Genomic DNA, 22,427 nt, shown 5'->3' with positions numbered 1-22,427 from the left:
CGCCGATGACCGCCTCGACCCCCACCACGCCCGCTCCTGCCGCGCCTGCTCCTGCCACGCCCGCCACGTCTGCGGCGGCGCGTCCGGCCACGCCGCGCTACGCGCTCTATTTCGCCCCTCCGGCGCAGAGCCCGCTCTGGCGCTTCGGCTCCGCCGTGCTCGGCTATGACGCCGAGGCCGGCACGCCGGTCGCGCCGCTGCCGCTGCGCCGTTTTGACGCCGCGCGCTGGAGCGAGATCACCGCCGAGCCGCGCCGCTATGGTTTCCACGCCACGCTGAAGGCGCCGTTCCGCCTCGCGCCCGGCCGCAGCGAGGCGGAACTCGCCGCCGCCTGCACCCGCTTCGCGCAGAACCGCGCCGGCTTCGCCTGCCCCGGCGTGACGCTGGCGAGCATTGGCCGCTTCCTCGCCCTGCGCCTCGCCGCCCCCAGCGCCGCGCTCGACCGGCTCGCGGCAACGGGCGTGGCGGCGCTGGACGAGTTCCGCGCCCCGATGTCCGAGGCCGAGCGCGAAAAGCGCCTGCGGGCGCCGCTCACTCCGCGCCAGCGGGAATATCTCGACCGCTGGGGCTATCCCTATGTGCTCGACGATTTCCGCTTCCACATGACGCTGACCGGCCCGCTGGAAGATGAGGAGCGCGCCCTGGCCGAAGCGGAGCTGGCGGAGCATTTCGCCGCCAGCGGCGCCGACGGCCCGCTCATCGTCCGCGAGATCGCGCTCTACCGGCAGGAAGCCGGGCCGTTCCGGCTCGTCGCCCGCTTTCCCTTCGGCAGCTAAGGCCCAGACAGCCCATGGCGCACAAGCTCGGACCCTCGCCCACCGTCGATCCCACCGCCAAGATCACCCGCTCGACGCTTGGGCGCTACACCGAAGTGGGCCCGCGCACCCAGCTTCTGGAAGTGGAACTCGGCGACTATTCCTATGTGGTGAACGATTCCGACATCGCCTATGCGCGGATCGGCAAGTTCACCTCCATCGCGGCGATGACCCGCATTAACCCCGGCAATCACCCGATGCAGCGGGCGAGCCAGTCGCATTTCACCTATCGCGCCTCCGCCTATTTCGACGACGCGCAGGACGAGCCGGATTTCTTCGCCTGGCGCCGGGCGCAGGGCGTCACCATCGGCCATGATGTGTGGATCGGCCATGGCGCCATCGTGCTGGCGGGACGCGCCATCGGCGATGGCGCGGTGGTCGCCGCCGGGGCCGTGGTGACCAAGGACGTGGCGCCCTACAGCATCGTCGCCGGGGTGCCGGCGCGGCCGGTGAAGGAGCGCTTTCCGCCGGCCATCGCCGCCCGGCTGCAGGCGCTCGCCTGGTGGGACTGGGACCATGCCCGCCTGCGCGCCGCGCTGGAGGATTTCCGCACGCTGGCCATCGAGGCGTTTCTGGAAAAACACGGCGGGTAGCGCCGCCTCCCCGACCCTCCCCACCCTTGCGCCGCCCCTCCCGCGCCGCTACGCCTTGGCTCCGGATCAGGAGGACGCCATGGCCGCCAGCGCATTGGATGTCGACGAGGTGCTCGCTCGCCGCCGGCTGCGGCGCAAGCTCGCCTTCTGGCGGGTGTTCGCGCTGCTGGTGGTGCTGGTCGGCGGCCTCGGCGCCTTTGCCTGGTGGAGCGACGGCGCCATGCTGCCGCGCGCCTCCGCCCATGTTGCCCGCGTCTCCATCGGCGGCATCATCCGCAATGAGCGCGAGCGGATCGAGATGCTCGACGCCATCGGCAAATCCGGCGCCAAGGCGGTGATCCTTTCCATCGACAGCCCGGGCGGCACCGTGGTCGGCTCGGCCGCGCTGTATGACGCGCTGCGGCGGCTGGCGGAGAAAAAGCCGATCGTCGCCGTGGTCGGCGGCATGGCGGCGTCGGGCGCCTATATCGCGGCGCTGGGTGCCGACCATATCGTCGCGCCGCGCAACGCGCTGGTAGGCTCGATCGGAGTGATCTTCCAGTTCCCCAATTTCTCCGAACTGATGAAGACGGTCGGCATCTCCTATGAGGAGATCAAGTCGAGCCCGCTGAAAGCCGCGCCCAACATGTTCGATCCGCCCACCGAGGCGGCGAGGGCAGCGGTGCGCGCGCTGGTCGAGGACAGCTATGGCTGGTTCAAGGGGCTGGTGGCGGAACGCCGGCTGCTCGACGACGAAAAACTCGCCATCGCCGCCGACGGGCGCGTGTTCACCGGCCACCAGGCGCTGCCGCTGCGGCTGATCGACGAGATCGGCGACGAGCGCACCGGCCGCGACTGGCTCGCGCGCGAGAGGGGGGTGGACAAGGAACTTCCCATACGGGACTGGCACACAAGCCGCGCCGGCGACGAATTCGGCTGGCTGCACGGCATTTCCGTGCGACTCATGTCGTTGATCGGGCTTGAAGATATCGCCCGTCTCGTGGCAGATGCGGCGAGCGGGGCCGCTGAACAGGCCCGCCTTGACGGTCTTCTGGCCCTCTGGCACCCTCGCGGTGGCTAGACGGGGCCAAGAGCTTCCAAAATATCAATTTTTTGGAGTACCGACGAGCCGAACGAAAAAGGGGCCGGGGCGTCGATGATCAAGTCTGAACTGGTGCAGCGGATCGCCGAGGCGAATCCGCATCTCTACCAACGCGATGTCGAGAACATCGTGAATGCCATTCTCGACGAGATCGTCGCGGCGCTCGCGCGCGGCGACCGCGTCGAGCTGCGCGGTTTCGGCGCCTTCTCGGTGAAGGCGCGGCCGGCGCGCACCGGCCGCAACCCGCGCACCGGCGAACATGTGGATGTCGACGGCAAGGCCGTGCCCTATTTCAAGACGGGCAAGGAAATGCGCGAGCGCCTGAATGATGGCGTCGATCTGGAATAAGCCTGCCGCGAGGGAGACATCGTGCTGCGCCGTCTGTTGCTGATCCTCATCGTCCTGCCGGTCTCGGTCGGGCTCGTCATGCTGGCCGTGGCCAACCGCCACCCGGTGTCGCTGGTCGTCGACCCGCTGACCGGGGCCGGCGGCTGGTCGGTCGAGGTACCGCTGTTCCTCGTGGTCTTCACGGCGATGATCATCGGCGTGGTGCTGGGCGGCGTGGCGGCGTGGCTGAGCCAGGGCCGTTACCGCAAGGCGGCCCGGCGTTCGGCGCGCGAGGCGCGCTCCGCCCATGCCGAGGTGGAGGAACTGCGCGCCGCCCAGCGTGACAGCGCGGCGCGGCCAATGCTCGCCCACCGCCGCGACGCGGCCTGAGGGCTGTTCTCGAACGGATATTTGTCATGAGCGATCTGCGCTTCATCTCGTCGGGCGAGATCGCCGGGCTTTTGTCCTTCCCCGCGCTGATCGACGCCATTGAGGCGGCGTTCCGCCGCCGCATCACCGTGCCGGTGCGCCATCATCACACCATGGCCCGCCCGGATGGCGACGCCACCGCGCTGCTGATGCCGGCCTGGACCAGCGAGGGCACCGAGGACGATGTGTACGGCACCAAGCTGGTGACCGTGTTCCCCGGCAACAACGCCCGTGGGCTTGAGAGCATCACCGGGCTGTATCTGCTCAATTCCGGCGCCACCGGCCAGCCGCTGGCGGTGATGGATGCGCGCACCCTCACCGTGTGGCGCACCGCCGCCGCCTCGGCGCTCGCCGCCCGCTATCTCGCCCGCGAAGACGCCAGCCGGCTGGCGGTGATCGGGGCCGGGGCGCTCGCCCCCTATCTCGCCCGCGCCCATGCCAGCGTGCGGCCCATCCGCACCATCAGCATCTGGAACCGCACCCTCGCCAAGGCCGAAGCGCTCGCGGAAAGCCTGCGTGCCGAGGGCTTCACTGCCACGGCCGAGCCCGACCGGGGCGCCGCTATCGCCGGGGCCGACATCGTCACCTCGGCCACGCTGTCGCCGCAGCCTCTGGTCGAGGGGCGCTATCTCAGCCCCGGCCAGCATGTCGACCTCGTCGGCGGCTTCACCCCGATCATGCGCGAGGCCGATGATGAGGCGATCCGCCGCGCGCGGGTCTATGTCGACACCCGCGCCGGGGCCGGCAAGGAAGCGGGCGACATCGTCATCCCGCTGGCGAGCGGCGTACTGACGCCCGACGCCATTCACGGCGACCTGTTCGAACTGACCGCCGGCACCGCCAAGGGCCGTGGCAGCGCCGAGGAGATCACCCTGTTCAAGTCGGTCGGCACCGCCATTGAAGATCTCGCCGCCGCCGAGCTGGTGTGGAAGGCGCTGAAGGGCTGAAGGGCTGAAGGGCTGCGGGCTGGCGCTCAGTGCCCCGGCTTGCCCTGCGCCTTCACGCGGGCGGCGTCGAGCCGCTCGATGATCGCCTTCGCCACCAGCGTCACCAGCGCGACAAGGGTCAGCAGCGTCGCCACCGCGAAGGCGGCGACCGCGTTATTGTCCTGATAGAGCAACTCGATCTGCAGCGGCAGCGTGTTGGTCTGGCCGCGAATATTGCCCGCTACCACCGAGACCGCGCCGAACTCGCCCATGACACGCGCATTGCACAGCGCCGCGCCATAGAGCAGGGCGAAGCGCACATTGGGCAAGGTGACGAGGCGCAATATGCGCCAGCCGCCCGCCCCGAGCGTCACCGCCGCTTCCTCTTCCTCCGAACCTTGAGCGATCATCAGCGGAATCAGCTCGCGGGCGACGAAGGGCGCGGTGACGAACAGGCTGGCGAGGATGATCGCCGGCACCGCGAACATGATCTTGATGTCGTGCTCGGCCAGCCAGGGTCCGAGCAGCCCCTGCGCGCCATAGACGAAGAGATAGGCGACGCCGGCGATGATCGGCGAGATGGAGAAGGGCAGCTCCACCAGCGCCACCAGCAGGTTGCGGCCGGGAAAGCGGAACTTGGCGATGCACCAGGCGGCGGCGATGCCGAAAGCCACATTGACCGGCACCACGATCAGCGCGGTGAACAGGGTGAGGCCGATGGCATATTGCGTGTCCGGCGCGCGGAAGGAGGCGGCATAGGCCGCCGCGCCGTGCCGGAACGCCTCGGCGAAGATGGCGAGCAGCGGCGCCACCAGCACCAGCGCGGTGACGAGCAGCACGGTGCCGATCAGCAGGCGGCGCGTCGCCGGCCCGTCGCCGACGCGGATGCGGCGGGGGCCCTGTTCGTCGGCGGAGGAGGCGGGTTCTCGGGCCATGATCAATCCCCCGTGCCGATGCGGCGCTGCTGCCAGAGCTGGAGCATATTGACCAGGAACAGCAGGACGAAGGCGAAGCCCAGCAGCGTCGCGGCGATGGCGGCGGCGGCGGGGTAGTCATATTCCTCGATGCGGATGAAGGTGAGCAGCGACACCACTTCGGTCTTCAGCGGCAGATTGCCGGCAATGAAGATGATGGCGCCGAATTCGCCGAGCGAGCGGGCGAAGCCGAGCGAGGCGCCGGTCAGGAAGGCCGGCAATATGGCGGGGAAGATGATGCGGGCGAAGATGCGCAGATCCGAGGCGCCGAGCGTCGCGGCGGCTTCCTCCACATCGGCGGCGAGGTCTTCCAGAACCGGCTGCACCGTGCGCACCACGAAGGGAATCGAGGTGAAGGCCATGGCGATGGCGATGCCGAGCGGGGTATAGGCCACCTCGATGCCGAGCCCGGCCAGCGGCCCGCCGAACCAGCCATTCTTGGCGAACAGCGCCGACAGAGCGAGGCCGGCGACAGCGGTGGGCAAGGCGAAGGGCACATCCACCAGCGCGTCGAGAAAGCGCTTGCCGGGAAATTGATAGCGCACCAGCACCCAGGCCAGCGCCAGCCCGTAGACGCAGTTGAACACCGTCGCCAGCGCGGCGGTGGACAGGGTGAGGCGGAAGGCGGCCATGGTGCGCGCTCCGCTCATAATGGCGAGGTAGCGGTCCCAGCCGACATCCAGCGCCTGCCAGACCAGCGCGCCGAGTGGCAGCAGCACGATCAGGCTGAGATAGAGCACGGTGATGCCGAGCGAGAGCGGAAGGCCCGGTATGACGCGGTTCAACGGGCGGCTCCTTGCGTCTGGGGCCCCGTTCGCGAACGGGGAGCGGAAGAACTCCAGAACGGAGTTGGCCGGGACACGCCCGGCCATTGCCGCAATTCAACTCAGAAGTCCAGCGCGGTTGGGCGTTCTGCCCGTCTGGCACGTCATCCCGGAAGTGCCGCAGGCAATATCCGGGATGACGTCAACGCTTTTCCTTTGCGCGATCCCGGCTCTGCGCTGCGCTTGGCCGGGATGACGAACGGGCGCTACGTCGCCTACTGCGCGACAAACAGCTCGTCGAGCTTGCCGCCGGAGGCGAAATGGGTCTTCTGCGCATTGGCCCAGCCGCCGAACACGTCCTCGACCTTGACGAGGCGGACGGGGGCGAACTTGCCCTTGAACTCTTCCGCCACCTTCGGATCGACCACGCGGTTGTTGAACTCGGCCGCGATCTTCTGGCCTTCCGGCGAGTAGAGATAGGTGAGGTAGTCGGTGGCGATCTGGCGCGAGCCGCGCTTGTCGACCACCTTGTCCACCACCGCGACCGGGAATTCGGCCAGCAGGCTCACCTCCGGCACCACGACCTGGAAGTTCTTGTCCTTATAGGCATCCTTCACGCCGATCACCTCGGCCTCGAAGGTGATGAGCACATCGCCCTGCTCGCGCTCGACGAAGGAGGTGGTGGCGCCGCGCCCGCCAGTGTCGAACACGACGACATTGGAAAGCAGCTTCTTGGCGAAGGCGTCGGCCTTGGCCACGTCGCCGTTGAACTTCTCCAGCGCGAAGGCATAGGCGGCGAGATAGGTGTAGCGCGCATTGCCCGAGGTCTTCGGGTTGGGGAACACCAGCTTCACGTCGTCGCGGACGAGGTCGTCCCAGTTTTTCACGTTCTTCGGGTTGCCCTCGCGCACGAGGAAGGCCGGGAAGGAGTACCAGGGCGAGGAGGCGTTGGGCAGGCGGGTCTGCCAGTCCTTGGCGATGAAGCCCTTGTCGACGAGGAAGGTGATGTCGGTGACCTGGTTGAAGGTCACCACGTCGGCCTCAAGGCCCTCGACGATGGAGCGCGCCTGCTTCGACGTGCCGGCATGGCTCTGGTTGACCTTGATCTCCTTGCCGGTCTTCGCCTTGTAGGCCGGCTCGAACTGCTTGTTCTCGGCGTCGAACAGCTCGCGGGCGATGTCGTAGGAGGCGTTGAGAATCTGGTTCGGCTCGTCGGCGCGGGCCTGCGGCAGGCCGAAGGCGACCGGCGCCAGCGCGGCGGCGAGGGTGGCGGACAGGATCAGGCGGCGCGAGAGGCGCATGGGCAGTCTCCACAGTCGGGAGAAGAACGACCGCTCCGGCCGCTATCTCCAATTTAATCTCGTGAATTACTAAATTTCACAGTCAAAGCTGTGTAGCATGAGCAATGTCGTGACGGAAGGGGCATTTTCAACCCGTCCGACCACTGGAGCCGGAAATGCCCGCGAGATCGCGGGGCCGCACAGAACACCGTCGATCAGCGACCCGGTCCGGGGATCGACGATGTCACCCCGCGCGCCCATGGCATGCGGGCACCCCCTGTCGGCCCGCTTCCGCGCCGGCGTCGGCGACGCCCTCGATTCACGGGGCGGTTCCGTGCTAGGTGGCTCTCTTCCGAGGAGACGGCTTTGGCGCTTGAGATCAAAATCTGCGGGCTGAGCACCGGCGAGACACTGGAAGCGTCGCTCGGCGCGGGTGCGGACATGGTGGGCATGGTGTTCTTCGCCCCCTCGCCGCGCCATGTCGATCTCGCCACCGCCGCCGCTCTGGGCGCCCAGGCGCGCGGGCGGGCGCAGATCGTCGCGCTCACCGTCGATGCCGACGACGCCACGCTCGCCGCCATCGTCGACGCGCTGAACCCGGACATGCTGCAACTGCACGGCCGCGAGACTCCGGAGCGTGTCGGCGCCATCCGCGCGCGCTTCGGCCTGCCGGTCATGAAGGCGCTCGGCATTGCCTCGGCTGAGGACCTCGCCGTCCTGCCCGCCTATGAGGGCGTGGCCGACCGGCTGCTGCTCGACGCCAAGCCGCCCAGGGGCGCGCGACTTCCCGGCGGCAATGGCGTCGCCTTCGACTGGAACCTCATCGCCGGCCTTGACCCCGCCCGGCCCTTCATGCTGTCAGGCGGGCTCGACCCGGAAAACGTCGCCGGCGCGGTGCGGCTCATCCATCCGCCGGGTCTCGACGTATCCTCCGGTGTCGAACGTGGACCCGGCATCAAGGACCCGTCCCGCATCGAGGCTTTCCTGCGCGCCGCGCGGGCGGCCGAGGCGCAAGGGTCTTCCGCTCCGACCGCCGACACCTTCCCCGGCTCCGCGCCGACGCCGCCTTCACCTGCCAGAGAGACGAGCCCGTCGTGAACGCTCCCAATTCCTTCCGCACCGGCCCCGACGACAACGGGCATTTCGGCCTCTTCGGCGGCCGTTTCGTTGCCGAAACGCTCATGCCGCTCATCCTCGATCTGGAGACGGCCTATAATGAGGCCAAGGCCGATCCCGCCTACAAGGCGGAGATGGATGCCGGGCTGAAGCATTATGTCGGCCGCCCCAGCCCGCTCTATTACGCCGAGCGGCTGACCGAGCATCTGCGCGCCAGCGCCCCGGCGGGGATGGGTGCCAAGATCTATTTCAAGCGCGAAGAGCTGAACCACACCGGCTCGCACAAGGTGAACAACGTTCTCGGCCAGATCCTGCTCGCCCGCCGCATGGGCAAGAAGCGAATCATCGCCGAGACGGGCGCGGGCCAGCATGGCGTGGCCACCGCCACGCTCTGCGCCCGCTACGGCCTCGAATGCGTGGTTTATATGGGCGCGGTCGATGTCGCCCGGCAGGCGCCCAACGTGTTCCGCATGAAGATGCTCGGCGCCAGCGTCGTTCCCGTCCAGTCCGGCTCGAAGACGCTGAAGGACGCGATGAACGAGGCGCTGCGCGACTGGGTGACCAACGTTTCCGATACCTTCTACTGCATCGGCACGGTGGCGGGCCCGCACCCCTACCCCGCCATGGTGCGCGACTTCCAGAGCATCATCGGCACCGAGACCCGCGAGCAGATGCTCGCCATGGAAGGCCGCCTGCCGGACAGCCTGATCGCCTGCATCGGCGGTGGCTCCAATGCCATGGGCCTGTTCCATCCTTTCCTCGACGACCCGAGCGTGAAGATCTTCGGCGTCGAGGCCGCCGGCCACGGCATCCCTTCCGGCCAGCACGCCGCCTCGCTCACCGGCGGGCGCCCGGGGGTGCTGCACGGCAACCGCACCTATCTGCTGATGGACGGCGACGGCCAGATCGCCGAGGCGCATTCCATCTCCGCCGGGCTCGACTATCCCGGCATCGGGCCGGAGCATTCCTGGCTGCACGACACCGGCCGCGCCACCTATATCTCCGCCACCGATGACGAGGCGCTGGAGGCGTTCCAACTGGTGGCGAAGCTGGAAGGCATCATCCCGGCGCTGGAGCCGGCGCATGCGCTGGCCAAGGTCGCGCAGCTCGCCCCCACCTTCCCGGAAGATCACCTGATGGTGGTCAACCTCTCCGGCCGGGGCGACAAGGACATCCCGCAGGTGGCGGACATTCTGGGAACGAGCCTATGAGCACCCGCATCGAAACCCGCTTCCGCGCCTGCGCCGCCGAGGGGCGGGCCGCGCTCGTCACCTTCGTCACCGCCGGCGATCCCGACCACGACACCTCGCTGGCGCTGCTGAAGGCGCTGCCGGCGGCGGGTGCCGACATCATCGAACTCGGCGTGCCCTTCACCGACCCGATGGCCGACGGCCCGGCGATCCAGGCCGCGGGCCTGCGCGCGCTGGCGGCCGGGCAGACGCTGGCCAAGACGCTCGCCATGGTGAAGAGCTTCCGCGAAGGCGACGACACCACGCCCGTGGTGCTGATGGGCTATTACAACCCGGTCTATGTCTATGGCGTCGAGCGCTTCCTCGCCGACGCCAAGGCAGCGGGCGTGGACGGCCTCGTGATGGTCGACCTGCCGCCGGAGGAAGATGGCGAACTCTGCCTGCCGGCGCTGGCGGCGGGGCTCGACTTCATCCGCCTCGCCACCCCGACCACCGACGACAAGCGGCTGCCGGCCGTGCTCGCGAACACGGCGGGCTTCGTCTACTACGTCTCGATCACCGGCATCACCGGCGCGGCGCAGGCCGACCCGGACGCGGTCGGCCGGGCGGTGGCGCGGATCAAGCGCCACACCGCGCTGCCCGTCGCGGTCGGCTTCGGCGTGAAGACCCCGGAAAGCGCCGCCGCCATCGCCGCCAATGCCGATGGCGTGGTGGTCGGCTCGGCGCTGATCGACGCGCTGCGCGCCACGCTCGATGCTGAGAACCGCGCCACGCCCGCCACCCTTACCGCCGTCACCGACCTTGTCGGCCGGCTGGCCGAAGCCGTGCGCGGGGTGCGCCGCCAGGCGGCGGAATAGCGGCGGAACAGCGGGGCAGGCGGGCGCCGCACCGCCCGGCCCGCGGCCGAATCGCGCCTGCGCCTTTTCATCGCCGTTGTGCGGCATTAGATGAAGGGCGGCCGGCGGCGGGGACACCCCGTCGCGGCCGCCGCGTCACCCGTCCGGAGCCCGACCGTTGAACTGGATCTCGAACGTCGTCCCCAAGCTGAGCTCCTTCCTGAACCGTCGGGAAGTGCCGGAAAATCTCTGGGTGAAGTGCCCGGAGACCGGGCAGATGGTGTTCCACAAGGACCTGGAGGCCAATCTCCATGTCGTCCCCGGCTCCGGCTATCACATGCGCATGGACCCGACGGCGCGGCTGCGCTCGGTGTTCGACGGCGGCAAATGGTACGACATCGCCCTGCCGGCGGTGGCGGTCGACCCGCTGAAGTTCCGCGACGAGAAGCGCTATGTCGATCGCTTGAAGGACGCCCGCACCAAGACCGGCGCGCAGGACGCGGTGAAGGTCGGCTATGGCAAGCTGGAAGGCCTGCCGGTCACCGTGGCGGTGCAGGATTTCGGCTTCATGGGCGGTTCGCTCGGCATGGCGGCGGGCGAGGCCATCGTCACCGGGCTGGAAACCGCCGCCTCGCGCGGCACACCCTTCATCATGTTCGCCTCCTCCGGCGGCGCGCGCATGCAGGAAGGCATCCTCTCGCTGATGCAGATGCCGCGCACCACCTGCGCCATCCAGGAACTGCGCGAGGCGAAGCTGCCCTATATCGTGGTGCTGACCAACCCGACCACGGGCGGCGTCACCGCCTCCTACGCCATGCTGGGCGACATCCAGATCGCCGAGCCGGGCGCGCTGATCGGCTTCGCCGGCCCGCGCGTCATCGAGCAGACCATCCGCGAGAAGCTGCCCGAGGGGTTCCAGCGCGCCGAATATCTGCGCGACCACGGCATGATCGACCTCGTGGTGCACCGTCACGCCATGCGCGCGACGCTGGCGCGGCTCTGCCGCCTGCTGATGCGCGCGCCCGCCGCCGCGGCGGAACCCGCCAAGGCGCCGGCGCCCCCGCCCGCCGAGGACAAGTCGGCCGAGGCCCCGGCCCTGCCGGCTCCCGCCCCCGCCAACCCCGCGCCCGCCAGCGCCTGAGGCCCCGATGAGCGCGCTTCCTGCCGCCGGTCCCGCGCCTCAGGAGGGCGCGCGGGCGCCGGTCGACGCCATTTTCGACCGCCTGCTGGCGCTGCACCCGAAGCTGATCGACCTGTCGCTCGACCGGATGTGGCGGCTGCTGGAGCGGCTCGGCCATCCCGAGCGCCGGCTGCCGCCGGTCATTCATGTCGCCGGCACCAATGGCAAGGGCTCCACCGTCGCCTTCATGCGGGCGATACTGGAAGCCGCCGGCCAGCGCGTGCATGTCTATACCTCGCCGCATCTGGTGCGCTTCAACGAGCGCATCCGCCTCGCCGGCACGCTGGTGGACGATGCCCGCCTCACCGCGGCGCTGGCGCGGGCGGAAGTGGCCAATGGCGGCGAGCCCATCACCTTCTTCGAGATCACCACGGCGGCGGCGCTGTTGCTGTTCTCGGAAACCCCCGCCGACATATTGCTGCTGGAAGTCGGCCTCGGTGGCCGGCTCGACGCCACCAATGTGATCGAGCGGCCGCTGGTCAGCGTCATCACCCCGGTCTCGATCGACCATGTCGATTTCCTCGGCGAGACCGTGGCGGAGATCGCCGGCGAGAAGGCCGGCATTCTCAAGCGCGGCGTGCCCGCCGTGCTCGGCCACCAGCCGCGCGAGGCGCTGCGGACCATCGAGCGGCAGGCGGCGCGCCTCGGCGTGCCGCTCTCGGTGATGGGCGAGCACTACCAGGCACATGAGGAAGGCGGCCGGCTGGTCGTCGCCGACGAGGCGGGCCTGCTCGACCTGCCGCGCCCGCGCCTGGTCGGCCCGCACCAGATCGTCAATGCCGGCCTCGCGGTGGAGGCGCTGCGCGTCGCCAATCTCGGCCTGCCGCCCTCCGCCTTCGAGGACGGCATGCGCAGCGCGCAATGGCCGGCACGGCTGCAGCGGCTGGGCCCCGGCCCGCTCACCGCCCGCGCGCCGGAAGGCGTCGACCTCTGGCTCGACGGCGGCCACAACGCCGCTGGCGGACAGGCGCTCGCCGCCGCGCTGGCCGATCTCGAAGACCGGGTGTCGCGACCGCTGGTGCTGATCGTCGGCATGCTGGGCAACAAGGATGCGGAGGCGTTTCTGGCGCCCTTCGCCGGCCTTGCCCGCGAACTGATCGCGGTGCCGGTGCCGGGCGAGCACAAGGGCGCGGCGCCGGAGGCTCTGGCGCAGACGGCGCGGGCGCAGGGGCTCGACGCCTCCACCGCGCCGAGCGTCGCCGCCGCGCTGGAAGGGCTCGCCGCTTTTCCGGTGGGGGCGGCGCCGCGTGTGCTGATCGCCGGCTCGCTCTATCTCGCCGGCGCGGTGCTGGGCGAGAACGGCGCGTTGCCGGATTAGGCGGCGTCGAGGAAGACGCCCCCCCGGACGCGCCGATCCCGGACCCGGCCTTTCGGCCGTTCCGGGATGAGGTCGGACAAGGCGCGGCCGCCGCGCTCAGCGCGGGGCCAGCACCATGATCATCTGGCGGCCTTCGAGCGAGGGCTCGGCCTCGACCTTGGCGATGGTCGCCAGCTCTTCCTTGACCTTGTTGAGCAGCTTGTAGCCGAGCTCCTGGTGCGCCATCTCGCGCCCGCGGAAGCGCAGGGTGATCTTCACCTTGTCGCCTTCCTCGAAGAAGCGGTGGATGGACTTCATCTTCACCTCATAGTCATGGGTGTCGATGCCGGGCCGCAGCTTGATTTCCTTGATCTCGACGACGTGCTGCTTCTTGCGCGCCTCATTGGCCTTCTTCTGGTTCTGATATTTGAACCGGCCATAGTCGAGAATCTTGCAGACGGGCGGGGCGGAGTTCGGCGCGATCTCGACGAGATCGAGGCCGGCGTCCTGCGCCATCGCGATCGCGTCGCGCGTCAGCACGACGCCGCGATTCTGCCCGTCCTGGTCGATGAGCTGAACTTCGCGGATGCGGATATCTTCGTTGACGCGCGGACCGTCCTTTTCCGGCGCGACGGGTCTCATGGGGCGGCGAATGGCGTCTTCTCCTCTGCCATTTCAGAAAATTGCGTTTTCACCGCGCTCCGAAGGGTCGCCGGCCGGCTGATTTCCGCGCGCGTAAAACGGTCGCAGAAGATCGTGACAAACCCGACAGAAGTCAACGGCGTGAAAGCACGGATCGCCTGTAATAACACATGCCGACGCACGGCCTTGACGCGATCCCTGCCCCCGCGCTGTTCCCGCAGGCGGTGTGGCTGTAAGCCAAGATGGCGTGCGCGGCGCGAATCGCAAGGTTTCGCGGCCCGCGAGCCTCGCCGCCACGCCCCGCGTCCCGACCGGAGGAATGAGTATGAGCGAGCCCGTCCCGTCCCACGCCCCGCACGCCCCCGCCGGGGTCGATGCGCCGTCCTTCCTCAGCGTCGGCGCGGATTCGCGCGCCATCGCGGTGCGCGTCACGCCGGGCCGCTCGACGGCGGAACATCCCGGCATCGTCTGGTGCGGCGGCTTCCTCTCCGACATGCGGGGCACCAAGGCGGAGGCGTTGGCCGAATGGGGCGCGGCGCAGGGCCGGCGCGTGGTGCGCTTCGACTATTCCGGCCATGGCGAATCGGGCGGCGCTTTCGAGGACGGCACCATCTCGCGCTGGGCCGAGGACGCCTTCGCCGTGTTCGACCGCCTCACCGAGGGGCCGCAGATCGTCGTCGGCTCCTCCATGGGCGGCTGGATCGCGCTGCTGCTCGCCCGGGCGCTGGCGGCGCGGGGCGAGAGCGCCCGCCTCGCCGCGCTGGTGCTGATCGCCCCGGCGCCGGATTTCACCGAAGAGCTGATGTGGAAGGCGATGCCGGAGGATGTCCGCGCCGCGCTGCTGCATGACGGGCGCTGGGTGCGGCCCTCGCAATATGGCCCCGGCCAGGTCATCACCCGCGCGCTGATCGAGGACGGGCGGCAGAATCTGGTGCTCGGCGCCCCCTTCGCGGTCGGCTGCCCCGTGCGCATCCTGCAGGGCGTGGCCGACCCTGATGTGCCGTGGCAGCACGCGCTGCGCCTCGTCACCTGCCTCGCCGAGGACGATGTGGTGCTGAGCCTGATCAAGGATGGCGATCACCGCCTCTCGCGCCCCGAGGACATCGAGCGGATTCTCGCCGCGGTGCAGGAGGTGGGGTGAAGGCGACGCGCGCCGGTCAGCCCGGCGCGCGCAGGAACACGATCTCGGACGTGTCGTAGCGCCGACGCTCGACCTCCTCGAAGCCTTCCGGGGCGCTGAAGGCGGCCTCGACCGATTCCTCCACCACGACGAGCGCGCCCGGCGCCAGCCATTTTCCGGAAAGGGCGCTCGCCAGCGCCTTTTCCGCCAGCCCGCGCCCATAGGGAGGATCGCAGAACACAAGGTCGAACGCATCGCTGACCAGCGCCTCGCCCAGCTTGGTCGCGTCGCGGCGGAAGATGCGGGTGATGCCGCCAACGCCCAGCGTCTCGACATTGGCGCGGATCAGGCCGCGCGGTTCCGGCGCCTCGTCGACGAAGACGGCGAAGGCCGCACCGCGCGAGAGCGCTTCCAGCCCCAGCGCGCCGGTGCCGGCGAACAGGTCGAGCACGCGGGCGCCGTCGGCGGCATCGCCATAGGCATGGGCGAGCACGTTGAACAGCGCCTCGCGCAGCCGGTCGGAGGTCGGCCGCGTGGCGTTGGAAGTGGGGCCGCGCAGCGCACGCCCCTTGAAGCGCCCGCCGACGATGCGCATCCGCGCGCCCGTCAGCTACGGGGCGACCGGGGCGGGCGACCGCCGCCGGAGGGTTTGCCACCCGAAGGTTTGCCCCCCGTGGGACGGCCGCCGGACGGCTTGCCGCCGGTGGGGCGGCCACCCGAAGGTTTGCCGCCGAAGGATTTGCCCCCCGCCGGACGGCCGCCGGGCTTGCCGGACGGCTTGCCCGCGAAGGGCTTGCCGCCACCCGAACGCCCTTCCGGCCGGTCGGCGAAATTCTTGGCGCCGTAGCTCTTGCCCGCGCCGCCCGCCGGCCGGTCGCCGAAGGATCGGGCCGGACGATCGCCACGCGGCGCGCGGTCCTCACGGGGCGGACGGTCGTCGCGCGCGGGCCGGTCGTCGCGGCTGCGGAACGGGCGCGCGCCTTCCGGGCGCGGCGCGCGCTCGCGGAACGGACGGTCCCCCTCGGGCCGCTCGCGGCGGGCGGGGCGCTCCTGCCCTTCCGGACGCGGCCGGAACGAACGGGCCGGGCGCTCGCCCTCCGCACGCGGGGCGCGCTCGCGGAACGGGCGCTCGCCCTCAGGACGCTCGCGGCGGGCGGGGCGCTCATCACCTTCGGGGCGCGGGCGGAAGCTCCGCGTCTGCTCGGACTTCACCCGGCCGCTATAGGGCCGGTCGCTGCCAGCGCCGCGGAAGGGACGCTCGCCCCGCTGCGAACCCTCGCTGCGCTGCGGGCGCTCGCCGCGCTCGCGGAAGGGGCGCGCGGGACGCTCGCCACGGGGGGCGCGGTCGCCGCCCTCGTCGCGGCTGCGGAACGGGCGCTCCGGGCGCTCGCCCGCCTCGCCCTCGCGCTCGACACGCGGACGGGCGGGACGCGGGCCGCCGACCTTGCGGTCGCGGCTCTTGGCGCCGGCGCGGGCGGGACGCTCGCGGAAGGGACGCTCCTCGCGCTCGGGGGCGCCTTCCGCCTCCCCGCCACGCTCGGGGCGCTTGCGGAAGGTGCGCTCGCCGCCGCGCTCGCCGGCAGCGGCGCCGGGGCGCGTGCCGGTGCGCACCTTGGCGCGCTCCTCATCGCGGCGGGCGCGGGCCGGGGCGGGCTCGGGCACGGGTTCGGTGGAGCGGACGCGCTGCACCAGCACCTTGCGGCCCTTGCGGTCGGCGACGACACCGGCCGTCACGCTCTTGCCCTCGCCCGGCTCGGTGTCGATGGGCAGGCGGCGATGGCGGTCCTCCGCGCCTTCCGGCTTGGCGTAGCGCGCCTTGCCGGGCTTCGCCGGACGCTTGGGCGCGTCGTCCTCGGCGTGGTTGAACAGCGGTCCCTCGAAATCCGCCCCGGCCTGCTTGGCCAGCGCGTCGCCGAGCTGGTCGGCCAGCACGCGGGTGCGCACCTCTTCCACCTCGCCCTGCGGCAGCTCGCCGAGCTGGAACGGGCCGTAGGAGAGCCGGATCAGCCGGTTCACGTCCAGGCCGAGCGAGCCGAGCACATTGCGCACCTCGCGATTCTTGCCTTCGCGCAGCGCGAGGGTGAGCCACACATTGGCGCCCTGCACGCGGTCGAGGACCGCCTCGATCGGGCCATACTGCACCCCGTCGACGGTGACGCCGGCGATGAGCGCGTCGAGCTTGTCCTGGGTGATATCGCCCTTGGCGCGCACGCGGTAGCGGCGCAGCCAGCCGGTTTCCGGCAGTTCCAGCACCCGCGAGAGCCCGCCATCATTGGTGAGCAGGATCAGCCCCTCGGTGTTGAGGTCGAGCCGGCCGACGGAAACGAGGCGCGGCAGGCCGGAGGGAAGGATCTCGAACAGGGTCGGGCGCCCTTCCGGGTCGAAATTGGTCGTCACCACGCCCTTGGGCTTGTGGTAGAGGAACAGCCTTGTGCGCTCCCTCGCCGGCAGCGGCGCGCCATCGACGGTAATTTGGTCCTCGGGCGTCACCGTGCGGGCGGGGCTTTCCAGCACCTCGCCATTCACCGCCACGCGCCCGGCGAGGATCCATTCCTCGATCTCGCGGCGCGAACCCAGCCCGGCGCGGGCCACCACCTTGGCGATGCGCTCGGCCTCGCGCGCGCCGGCCTCCTCCGGCGCCGCCGCACGGGCGGGACGGGGGACGCGGTTGTGTTCCTTGCGGGGCGGCGTGTTTTTCGGCATGGGGATGATCCGGTCTCCGGGCGGCGGGTGCTAGCATGTCCTGCGAGACGAAGCGAGCTTTAGACGATGAGGACCGTGACCAGCGCGCGTCGCGACGCCGCAGACGGCGGCACAGGACGCCGCGATTTCATGCAGCTTGCCCTCGATGAGGCGGCGCGCGCCGCCGCCCGGGGCGAGGTGCCGGTCGGGGCGGTGCTGGTGCGCGCCGGCGAGGTGCTGGCCGCCGACGGCAACCGCACGCGCGAACTGTGCGACCCCACCGCCCATGCGGAAATCCTGGTGCTGCGCGCCGCCGGCGCCCGGCTCGGCAATGACCGGCTCGGCGACTGCGATCTCTACGTCACGCTGGAGCCCTGCACCATGTGCGCGGCGGCGATTTCCTTCGCCCGGCTGCGGCGGGTCTATTACGGCGCCGCCGATCCCAAGGGCGGGGCGGTGGAAAGCGGCGTGCGCTTCTTCGCCCAGCCGACCTGCCATCATCGGCCGGAGGTCTATGGCGGCCTGCGCGAGCGCGACGGCGCCGCCCTGCTGCGCGACTTCTTCGCCGGGCGGCGAGAGTAAGATCTAGCCCAGCACCGCCTCCAGCCGGCGCTTCACCTCGTCCTTCACCGGCTCGGCGGCCTTGAGGATGGCGGCGGCGCGGAAGAAGTCGAGCACGCGGAAATCATGCACATCCGGGCGGATGAGGATGTCCGGCGCGCCGGATTTCAACTTCTCGCCGACAATCGACGAGGCCATGATCTGCAGCGTGGCGAACATCGCCTCGAACGGGGCGGGCACGCCGCGCGTCTCGGCGCCGTGGCCGCCGGTAATGTCGACCGCGATCACCACATCGGCGCGGGTGCGCAAAAGGTCGAAGGGCAGCGGGTTCACCGCCCCCCCATCCACCAGCGTGTGGCCATCATGCTGCACCGGGCGGAGGAGGCCGGGAATGGCGAGCGAGGCCGCCAGCGCCGGGCGGATCGGCCCCTGCGTGAAGGTGCGCTCGCAGCGCTCCCAGTAATCCGTCGCCACCACCCGCAGTGGTATGGAGAGTTCCTCGAAGGTCTCCGGCACCAGCCGGGGCAGGAAGCCAGCGATGAAGCGCTCGGCGTCGATCAGCACGGGATTGCCCAGCCCGGCGCCGAACAGATCGGTGATCCGCCCCACCCGCGCCGCCAGAAGCCGCCGCATCACCTCGCCGCGATTCTTCAGCGTGAGGGTGACGAGATGGCGGATGTCGCGCGCCGGCATGCCGGCGGCATAGACGCTGGCGAATAGCGCGCCGATGGAGGCGCCCGCCATGGCGGCAGGGCGCAGGCCGAGATCGTCCAGCGCTTCGAGAACGAGAATATGCGAGAGCCCGCGCGCCCCGCCCGAACCGAGCGCGACGCCGAGCGTCGGCCCGCCGGGGCCGGGCGCGTCGGAAGCGGGCGTCCCGGCCGAGGAGAGCACCGCGTGTCCCTTTTGCGGCGCCGCTCCGGCCCGGGGGCTGGGGGGCGGCGCCAGAGCCTCCGGGGCGGGCTCGCCCGCCGGCGCCCGCCGACGCCGGCCCTGCGTGGAATCGTCCATCGGTGTCGTCCATCTGCCGGTGCCGGGGAGGCGGCTCCCCCGCACGGCGCGCCCACTATGCCACGCGGGCGCGGCATTTTTTGTGAAAATGGGCATCGGCGCCCCGCGCTGCCAGAGCGCCGGGCGCAAAAGAACGCGCAGGCCGCGCTCAGCCGGCCAGCGCCCGCCAGGCGATGTCGTGGCGGCAGAAGCCTTCCGGCCAGTCGATGCGGGCGACGGCGTCATAGGCCCGCTCGCGCGCTTCCGCGACATTGGCGCCGACGGCGGTGACATTCAGCACCCGCCCGCCATTGGCGACGATATCCTCGCCCGCCCGGCGCGTGCCGGCATGGAACACCTTGACGCCGGGAATGGTCTCGGCCGCCTCCAGCCCGCCAATGCGCGAGCCCTTGCCATAGGCGCCGGGATAGCCCTTCGTCGCCATGACGACGGAAATCGCCGCGTCGGGCTTCAGCGCCACCGGCTGGTCCTCCAGCCGCCCGGTCGCCACGGCGGCGAGCAGCGGCAGCAGGTCGCCCTCCATCCGCATCATCAACACCTGGCATTCCGGGTCGCCGAAGCGGACATTATATTCGATCAGCTTCGGCCCCTCGCGGGTGATCATCAGCCCGGCAAACAGCACACCGCGATAGGGGCTCGCCGCATCCGCCAGCGCCCGCGCGGTGGGCTTGACGATCTCGTGCAGCGTGCGCCGCTCCATTTCGGCGGTGAAGACCGGCGCGGGCGAATAGGCGCCCATGCCGCCGGTATTGGGGCCCTCATCGCCGTCAAAGGCGCGCTTGTGGTCCTGCGCCGAACCGAAGGGCAGCACGGTCTCGCCATCGACCAGGCAGAAGAACGAGACCTCTTCGCCCTCCAGAAATTCCTCGATCAGAATTTCCGTGCCGATGCCGCCCATGGCGAACACCTCGTCAATGCCGGCGAGCGCCTCTTCCAGCGTCATCGCCACGATCACGCCCTTGCCGGCCATCAGCCCGTCGGCCTTGAGCACGATCGGCGCGCCATGGTGCTGGACGAAGGCGCGGGCGCCCTCCACCTCGGTAAAGCGGCCGAAGGCGGCGGTGGGGATGGCGTGCGCCTTGCACAATTCCTTGGTGAACAGCTTGGAACCTTCGAGCTGCGCCGCCACCCGGCGCGGGCCGAACACGGCGATGCCCTCGGCTGTCAACCGGTCGGCGATGCCGTCCACCAGCGGCGCCTCGGGGCCGACGAGCACGAGGTCGATCTTTTCGGCAAGGCACAGGGTGACGATGGCGTCGTGGTCCTCCAGCGGCACGCTGTCAAAACAGGTGGCGAACTGGGCGATGCCGGGATTGCCGGGCAGCGCGAAGAAGGCGCCCATGAGCGGGCTCTGCGCCAGCTTCCAGGCAAGGGCATGCTCGCGGCCCCCCGAGCCGAGCAGAAGAACGTTCATGCGGCAAACCTCCAGCGCCCCGACATGGCGTTTCGCCTAAACGTTCGGGCGGCGAGGGGCAAGGGTTATGGACGCGCCCCGCATCTGTCATCCCGGCCGGAGGCGAAGCCGAAGAGCCGGGATCGTCCACATGCAAGGCGCGCGATTCCGGCGCGGCCTTCGGCCGTCCGGGATGACGGCCGGGGGCCTTCACTCATAGGCCAGCGCCACCACCGGATCGAGCCCGGCAGCCTTGCGCGCGGGGAGATAGCCGAAAACGAGGCCGGTGAGGAAAGCGCAGCCGAAGGCGAGCAGCGGCGGCATCAGCGAAAGCACGATGGTGGCGCCCATCCACTCCACCCCGAGCGCGGCGGCGAGGCCGAGCCCGACACCCACCGCCCCGCCGACCGAGCACACCACCAGCGCCTCGGTGTTGAACTGCAGCATGATGTTGCTCATGCGCGCCCCGGTGGCCATGCGGATACCGATCTCGCGGGTGCGCTCGGTCACGCTGACCAGCATGATGTTCATCACCCCGATGCCGGCCACCAGCAGCGAGATGGCGGCGACGCAGCCGAGCACGAGGGTCAGCGTGTTCTGCGTCTCCATCGCCGTTTCCAGGAACTGCGCGGTGTTGCGCACCTGGAAATCCTCGGCCTGGTGGCGGTCGGCGAGGATGCGGGTGATCGCCGCCTCGATGTGGGGAATCTCCTCCGCCGCACCAACTTTCAGCGTGATCGAATTGAGGAATTGCCGGCCGAACACCCGCACGAAGCCGGTGGAGAGCGGCACCAGCGCCACGTCGTCCTGGTCCTGGCCAAAGGCATTGGCGCCGCGCGGGGCGAGCACGCCGATCACCTCATAGGGCACGTTCTTCACCAGTATATAGCGCCCGAGCGGATCGTCGGCGCCGAACAGGTTGCGCGCCACCGTCTCCCCCAGCACCACCACGGGCGCATAGGCGCGCACATCGGCAGGCGTGAACATCACCCCCCGGCTGAGCGTCCAGTCACGGGCGGCGAGATAGTCCGGCGTGGTACCGGTGACGGTGGTGAAATAGTCGAGCGAGCCATAGCGCAGCGTGTAGCGGCCGGAACGGTCCGGGGCGATGGCGTCGATGCCGGGAATGGCTTTCAGCGCCTCGGCATCCTCCGGCAGCAGCGTGGCGTTGTCGCCGGCGGTGCGGATGCCCGGCGCGCCGGGGCGGACGATGAGCAGATTGGTGCCGATCTGCGAGATGCGGTCCAGCACGCTCTGCTTGCCGCCATCGCCCACCGCCAGCATGGTGATGACCGAGGCGACGCCGATGACGATGCCGAGCAGGGTCAGCGCGGTGCGGAACAGGTTCGCCGTCATCGAGGCAATCGCCATGCGCACCGCTTCCGCGAGGTCCGGCACGAAGCGGGCCAGCCCGCCGCGCCGCGCCGGACCTGTGCCAGGTAGCGGGGTGCGGGAAGGCTCTTCCTCCCGCCGCTCGTCGGAGACGATGCGCCCGTCCTGAAACCGCACCACGCGCCGGGCATGGGCGGCGACATCGGAATCGTGGGTGATGAGGATCACCGTGTGACCCTCGGCGTTGAGTTCGCCGAGCAGCGCCAGCACCTCCTCGCCGGAGCGCGAATCAAGCGCGCCGGTCGGCTCGTCGGCGAGGATCACCGGCGCGGCGTTCATCAGCGCGCGGGCGATGGAGACGCGCTGCTGCTGGCCGCCGGAAAGCTGGCTCGGCCGGTGCTCGCTGCGCGCGCCAAGGCCGAGCCGGGCGAGCAGCGCATGCGCCCGCTCCTCGCGCGCCTCGCGCCCCGTCCCGGCATAGATGGCGGGAATGGCGACATTCTCCGCCGCCGTCAGGCTGGGCAGCAGATTGTAGCGCTGGAACACGAAGCCGAAGGTGGAGCAGCGCAGCTCCGCCAGCTCGTCCGGGCCGAGATCCTCCACATCGACGCCATTGACCCGGTAGAGGCCAGAGGAGGGCCGGTCGAGGCAGCCGACAATGTTCATCAGCGTCGATTTGCCGGAACCGGACTGCCCCATGATGGCGACGAACTCGCCGGGCTCGATCGCCAGCGACACCTTGTCGAGCGCCCGCACCACGCTCTCGCCATTGGGGTAGATGCGGCTCACCTCCACCAGCTCGATGATCGGCGGCGCCAGTGGCGCCGGCCGCGCGGGTACGGCGCCGGGCGCGCTGCGGATGGCGCTGGTGCTCATCG

22 protein-coding genes are annotated in these 22,427 nt (G+C 70.2%); 13 read left to right on the top strand and 9 right to left on the bottom strand.

The window, feature by feature from the left end; translation table 11 throughout:
- Nucleotides 1–5 precede the first annotated feature (5 nt).
- From AAC979_RS18815 to AAC979_RS18790, 6 genes are all read left to right on the top strand, one after another.
- Nucleotides 6–776, top strand: coding sequence for a DUF1045 domain-containing protein (locus AAC979_RS18815; protein WP_371348412.1), 771 nt, complete (start codon nt 6–8; stop codon nt 774–776).
- Nucleotides 777–790: 14 nt separating this feature from the next.
- A complete protein-coding gene (locus AAC979_RS18810; protein WP_371348411.1) occupies nt 791–1,408 on the top strand; it encodes a DapH/DapD/GlmU-related protein in 618 nt (205 codons plus the stop codon).
- A gap of 79 nt (nt 1,409–1,487) precedes the next feature.
- Nucleotides 1,488–2,468, top strand: a complete 981-nt coding sequence (gene sppA, locus AAC979_RS18805; RefSeq protein WP_371348410.1) for a signal peptide peptidase SppA — start codon at nt 1,488–1,490, stop codon at nt 2,466–2,468.
- 75 nt (nt 2,469–2,543) lie between these two features.
- Nucleotides 2,544–2,837 (top strand): integration host factor subunit beta, encoded by a 294-nt coding sequence (locus tag AAC979_RS18800; protein ID WP_371348409.1) that lies wholly within the window; start codon nt 2,544–2,546, stop codon nt 2,835–2,837.
- A 21-nt stretch (nt 2,838–2,858) separates the two neighbouring features.
- Nucleotides 2,859–3,206, top strand: coding sequence for a LapA family protein (locus tag AAC979_RS18795; protein WP_371348408.1), 348 nt, complete (start codon nt 2,859–2,861; stop codon nt 3,204–3,206).
- Nucleotides 3,207–3,232: 26 nt separating this feature from the next.
- Nucleotides 3,233–4,192, top strand: coding sequence for an ornithine cyclodeaminase family protein (locus AAC979_RS18790; protein ID WP_371348407.1), 960 nt, complete (start codon nt 3,233–3,235; stop codon nt 4,190–4,192).
- Between the two features lie 26 nt (nt 4,193–4,218).
- Here AAC979_RS18790 and cysW read toward each other — a convergent pair whose 3' ends face one another.
- The 3 genes from cysW to cysP form a co-directional block, all read right to left on the bottom strand.
- Entirely contained in the window at nt 4,219–5,106 is an 888-nt protein-coding gene (cysW, locus tag AAC979_RS18785; protein WP_371348406.1) for a sulfate ABC transporter permease subunit CysW, read from the bottom strand.
- Between the two features lie 2 nt (nt 5,107–5,108).
- Nucleotides 5,109–5,930, bottom strand: coding sequence for a sulfate ABC transporter permease subunit CysT (gene cysT / locus AAC979_RS18780; protein WP_371348405.1), 822 nt, complete (start codon nt 5,928–5,930; stop codon nt 5,109–5,111).
- A 254-nt stretch (nt 5,931–6,184) separates the two neighbouring features.
- On the bottom strand, nt 6,185–7,210 hold the full coding sequence (gene cysP, locus AAC979_RS18775) for a thiosulfate ABC transporter substrate-binding protein CysP (RefSeq protein WP_371348404.1): 1,026 nt from the start codon (nt 7,208–7,210) through the stop codon (nt 6,185–6,187).
- 345 nt (nt 7,211–7,555) lie between these two features.
- On the opposite strand from cysP, the gene AAC979_RS18770 reads away from it, so the two are divergent.
- The 5 genes from AAC979_RS18770 (at nt 7,556) to AAC979_RS18750 (ending at nt 12,829) form a co-directional block, all read left to right on the top strand.
- The gene (locus AAC979_RS18770; RefSeq protein WP_371348403.1) at nt 7,556–8,287 is read left to right on the top strand and encodes a phosphoribosylanthranilate isomerase; all 732 of its coding nucleotides are present in this window, start codon (nt 7,556–7,558) and stop codon (nt 8,285–8,287) included.
- Nucleotides 8,284–9,516, top strand: a complete 1,233-nt coding sequence (trpB, locus tag AAC979_RS18765) for a tryptophan synthase subunit beta (RefSeq protein WP_371348402.1) — start codon at nt 8,284–8,286, stop codon at nt 9,514–9,516. The genes AAC979_RS18770 and trpB overlap by 4 nt, the downstream gene beginning before the upstream one ends.
- Nucleotides 9,513–10,352, top strand: coding sequence for a tryptophan synthase subunit alpha (gene trpA, locus AAC979_RS18760; protein WP_371348401.1), 840 nt, complete (start codon nt 9,513–9,515; stop codon nt 10,350–10,352). The genes trpB and trpA overlap by 4 nt, the downstream gene beginning before the upstream one ends.
- Nucleotides 10,353–10,509: 157 nt before the next feature.
- Nucleotides 10,510–11,472, top strand: a complete 963-nt coding sequence (gene accD, locus AAC979_RS18755; RefSeq protein WP_371348400.1) for an acetyl-CoA carboxylase, carboxyltransferase subunit beta — start codon at nt 10,510–10,512, stop codon at nt 11,470–11,472.
- A gap of 7 nt (nt 11,473–11,479) precedes the next feature.
- Entirely contained in the window at nt 11,480–12,829 is a 1,350-nt protein-coding gene (locus tag AAC979_RS18750; RefSeq protein WP_371348399.1) for a folylpolyglutamate synthase/dihydrofolate synthase family protein, read from the top strand.
- A gap of 96 nt (nt 12,830–12,925) precedes the next feature.
- On the opposite strand, the gene infC is transcribed toward AAC979_RS18750, so the two are convergent.
- On the bottom strand, nt 12,926–13,450 hold the full coding sequence (gene infC / locus AAC979_RS18745; RefSeq protein ID WP_371348398.1) for a translation initiation factor IF-3: 525 nt from the start codon (nt 13,448–13,450) through the stop codon (nt 12,926–12,928).
- 325 nt (nt 13,451–13,775) lie between these two features.
- Here infC and AAC979_RS18740 point away from each other — a divergent pair, with 325 nt between their 5' ends.
- Nucleotides 13,776–14,591 carry an alpha/beta hydrolase gene (locus AAC979_RS18740; protein ID WP_371348397.1) on the top strand — a complete coding sequence of 272 codons (816 nt, stop codon included), beginning with the start codon at nt 13,776–13,778 and terminating at the stop codon, nt 14,589–14,591.
- A 16-nt stretch (nt 14,592–14,607) separates the two neighbouring features.
- Here AAC979_RS18740 and rsmD read toward each other — a convergent pair whose 3' ends face one another.
- Nucleotides 14,608–15,165 (bottom strand): 16S rRNA (guanine(966)-N(2))-methyltransferase RsmD, encoded by a 558-nt coding sequence (gene rsmD, locus AAC979_RS18735; protein ID WP_371348396.1) that lies wholly within the window; start codon nt 15,163–15,165, stop codon nt 14,608–14,610.
- Between the two features lie 11 nt (nt 15,166–15,176).
- A complete protein-coding gene (locus AAC979_RS18730; protein ID WP_371348395.1) occupies nt 15,177–17,273 on the bottom strand; it encodes a pseudouridine synthase in 2,097 nt (698 codons plus the stop codon).
- 129 nt (nt 17,274–17,402) lie between these two features.
- Here AAC979_RS18730 and AAC979_RS18725 point away from each other — a divergent pair, with 129 nt between their 5' ends.
- Nucleotides 17,403–17,834 (top strand): nucleoside deaminase, encoded by a 432-nt coding sequence (locus AAC979_RS18725; RefSeq protein WP_371349097.1) that lies wholly within the window; start codon nt 17,403–17,405, stop codon nt 17,832–17,834.
- Nucleotides 17,835–17,837: 3 nt separating this feature from the next.
- Here the strand turns inward: AAC979_RS18725 and AAC979_RS18720 are convergent, their stop codons facing one another.
- The 3 genes from AAC979_RS18720 to AAC979_RS18710 form a co-directional block, all read right to left on the bottom strand.
- Nucleotides 17,838–18,824: a patatin-like phospholipase family protein gene (locus AAC979_RS18720; RefSeq protein WP_371348394.1), complete on the bottom strand. Its 987-nt coding sequence runs from the start codon at nt 18,822–18,824 to the stop codon at nt 17,838–17,840.
- Nucleotides 18,825–18,972: 148 nt separating this feature from the next.
- Nucleotides 18,973–20,238, bottom strand: a complete 1,266-nt coding sequence (gene purD / locus AAC979_RS18715) for a phosphoribosylamine--glycine ligase (RefSeq protein ID WP_371348393.1) — start codon at nt 20,236–20,238, stop codon at nt 18,973–18,975.
- Between the two features lie 189 nt (nt 20,239–20,427).
- Entirely contained in the window at nt 20,428–22,425 is a 1,998-nt protein-coding gene (locus tag AAC979_RS18710; RefSeq protein ID WP_371348392.1) for a MacB family efflux pump subunit, read from the bottom strand.
- Nucleotides 22,426–22,427: the final 2 nt, after the last annotated feature.

Origin of the sequence: Ancylobacter sp. IITR112 (assembly GCF_041415945.1) — a bacterium.
GTDB lineage: Bacteria > Pseudomonadota > Alphaproteobacteria > Rhizobiales > Xanthobacteraceae > Ancylobacter.
The sequence above is the reverse complement of the archived record's forward strand: the minus strand, read 5'-3'. Positions and strand labels throughout refer to the sequence as shown.

Excerpts from the sequence above, each read along its gene's own strand:
- purD (WP_371348393.1), bottom strand. The coding sequence starts at position 20,238 with ATGAACGTTCTTCTGCTCGGCTCGGGGGGCCGCGAGCATGCCCTTGCC.
- AAC979_RS18720 (WP_371348394.1), bottom strand. The coding sequence starts at position 18,824 with ATGGACGATTCCACGCAGGGCCGGCGTCGGCGGGCGCCGGCGGGCGAG.
- rsmD (WP_371348396.1), bottom strand. The coding sequence starts at position 15,165 with ATGCGCATCGTCGGCGGGCGCTTCAAGGGGCGTGCGCTGCGCGGCCCC.
- cysP (WP_371348404.1), bottom strand. The coding sequence starts at position 7,210 with ATGCGCCTCTCGCGCCGCCTGATCCTGTCCGCCACCCTCGCCGCCGCG.
- AAC979_RS18810 (WP_371348411.1), top strand. The coding sequence starts at position 791 with ATGGCGCACAAGCTCGGACCCTCGCCCACCGTCGATCCCACCGCCAAG.
- AAC979_RS18710 (WP_371348392.1), bottom strand. The coding sequence starts at position 22,425 with ATGAGCACCAGCGCCATCCGCAGCGCGCCCGGCGCCGTACCCGCGCGG.
- AAC979_RS18725 (WP_371349097.1), top strand. The coding sequence starts at position 17,403 with ATGCAGCTTGCCCTCGATGAGGCGGCGCGCGCCGCCGCCCGGGGCGAG.
- AAC979_RS18815 (WP_371348412.1), top strand. The coding sequence starts at position 6 with ATGACCGCCTCGACCCCCACCACGCCCGCTCCTGCCGCGCCTGCTCCT.
- AAC979_RS18750 (WP_371348399.1), top strand. The coding sequence starts at position 11,480 with ATGAGCGCGCTTCCTGCCGCCGGTCCCGCGCCTCAGGAGGGCGCGCGG.
- AAC979_RS18800 (WP_371348409.1), top strand. The coding sequence starts at position 2,544 with ATGATCAAGTCTGAACTGGTGCAGCGGATCGCCGAGGCGAATCCGCAT.
- sppA (WP_371348410.1), top strand. The coding sequence starts at position 1,488 with ATGGCCGCCAGCGCATTGGATGTCGACGAGGTGCTCGCTCGCCGCCGG.
- cysW (WP_371348406.1), bottom strand. The coding sequence starts at position 5,106 with ATGGCCCGAGAACCCGCCTCCTCCGCCGACGAACAGGGCCCCCGCCGC.
- infC (WP_371348398.1), bottom strand. The coding sequence starts at position 13,450 with ATGAGACCCGTCGCGCCGGAAAAGGACGGTCCGCGCGTCAACGAAGAT.
- trpA (WP_371348401.1), top strand. The coding sequence starts at position 9,513 with ATGAGCACCCGCATCGAAACCCGCTTCCGCGCCTGCGCCGCCGAGGGG.
- AAC979_RS18790 (WP_371348407.1), top strand. The coding sequence starts at position 3,233 with ATGAGCGATCTGCGCTTCATCTCGTCGGGCGAGATCGCCGGGCTTTTG.
- AAC979_RS18740 (WP_371348397.1), top strand. The coding sequence starts at position 13,776 with ATGAGCGAGCCCGTCCCGTCCCACGCCCCGCACGCCCCCGCCGGGGTC.
- AAC979_RS18730 (WP_371348395.1), bottom strand. The coding sequence starts at position 17,273 with ATGCCGAAAAACACGCCGCCCCGCAAGGAACACAACCGCGTCCCCCGT.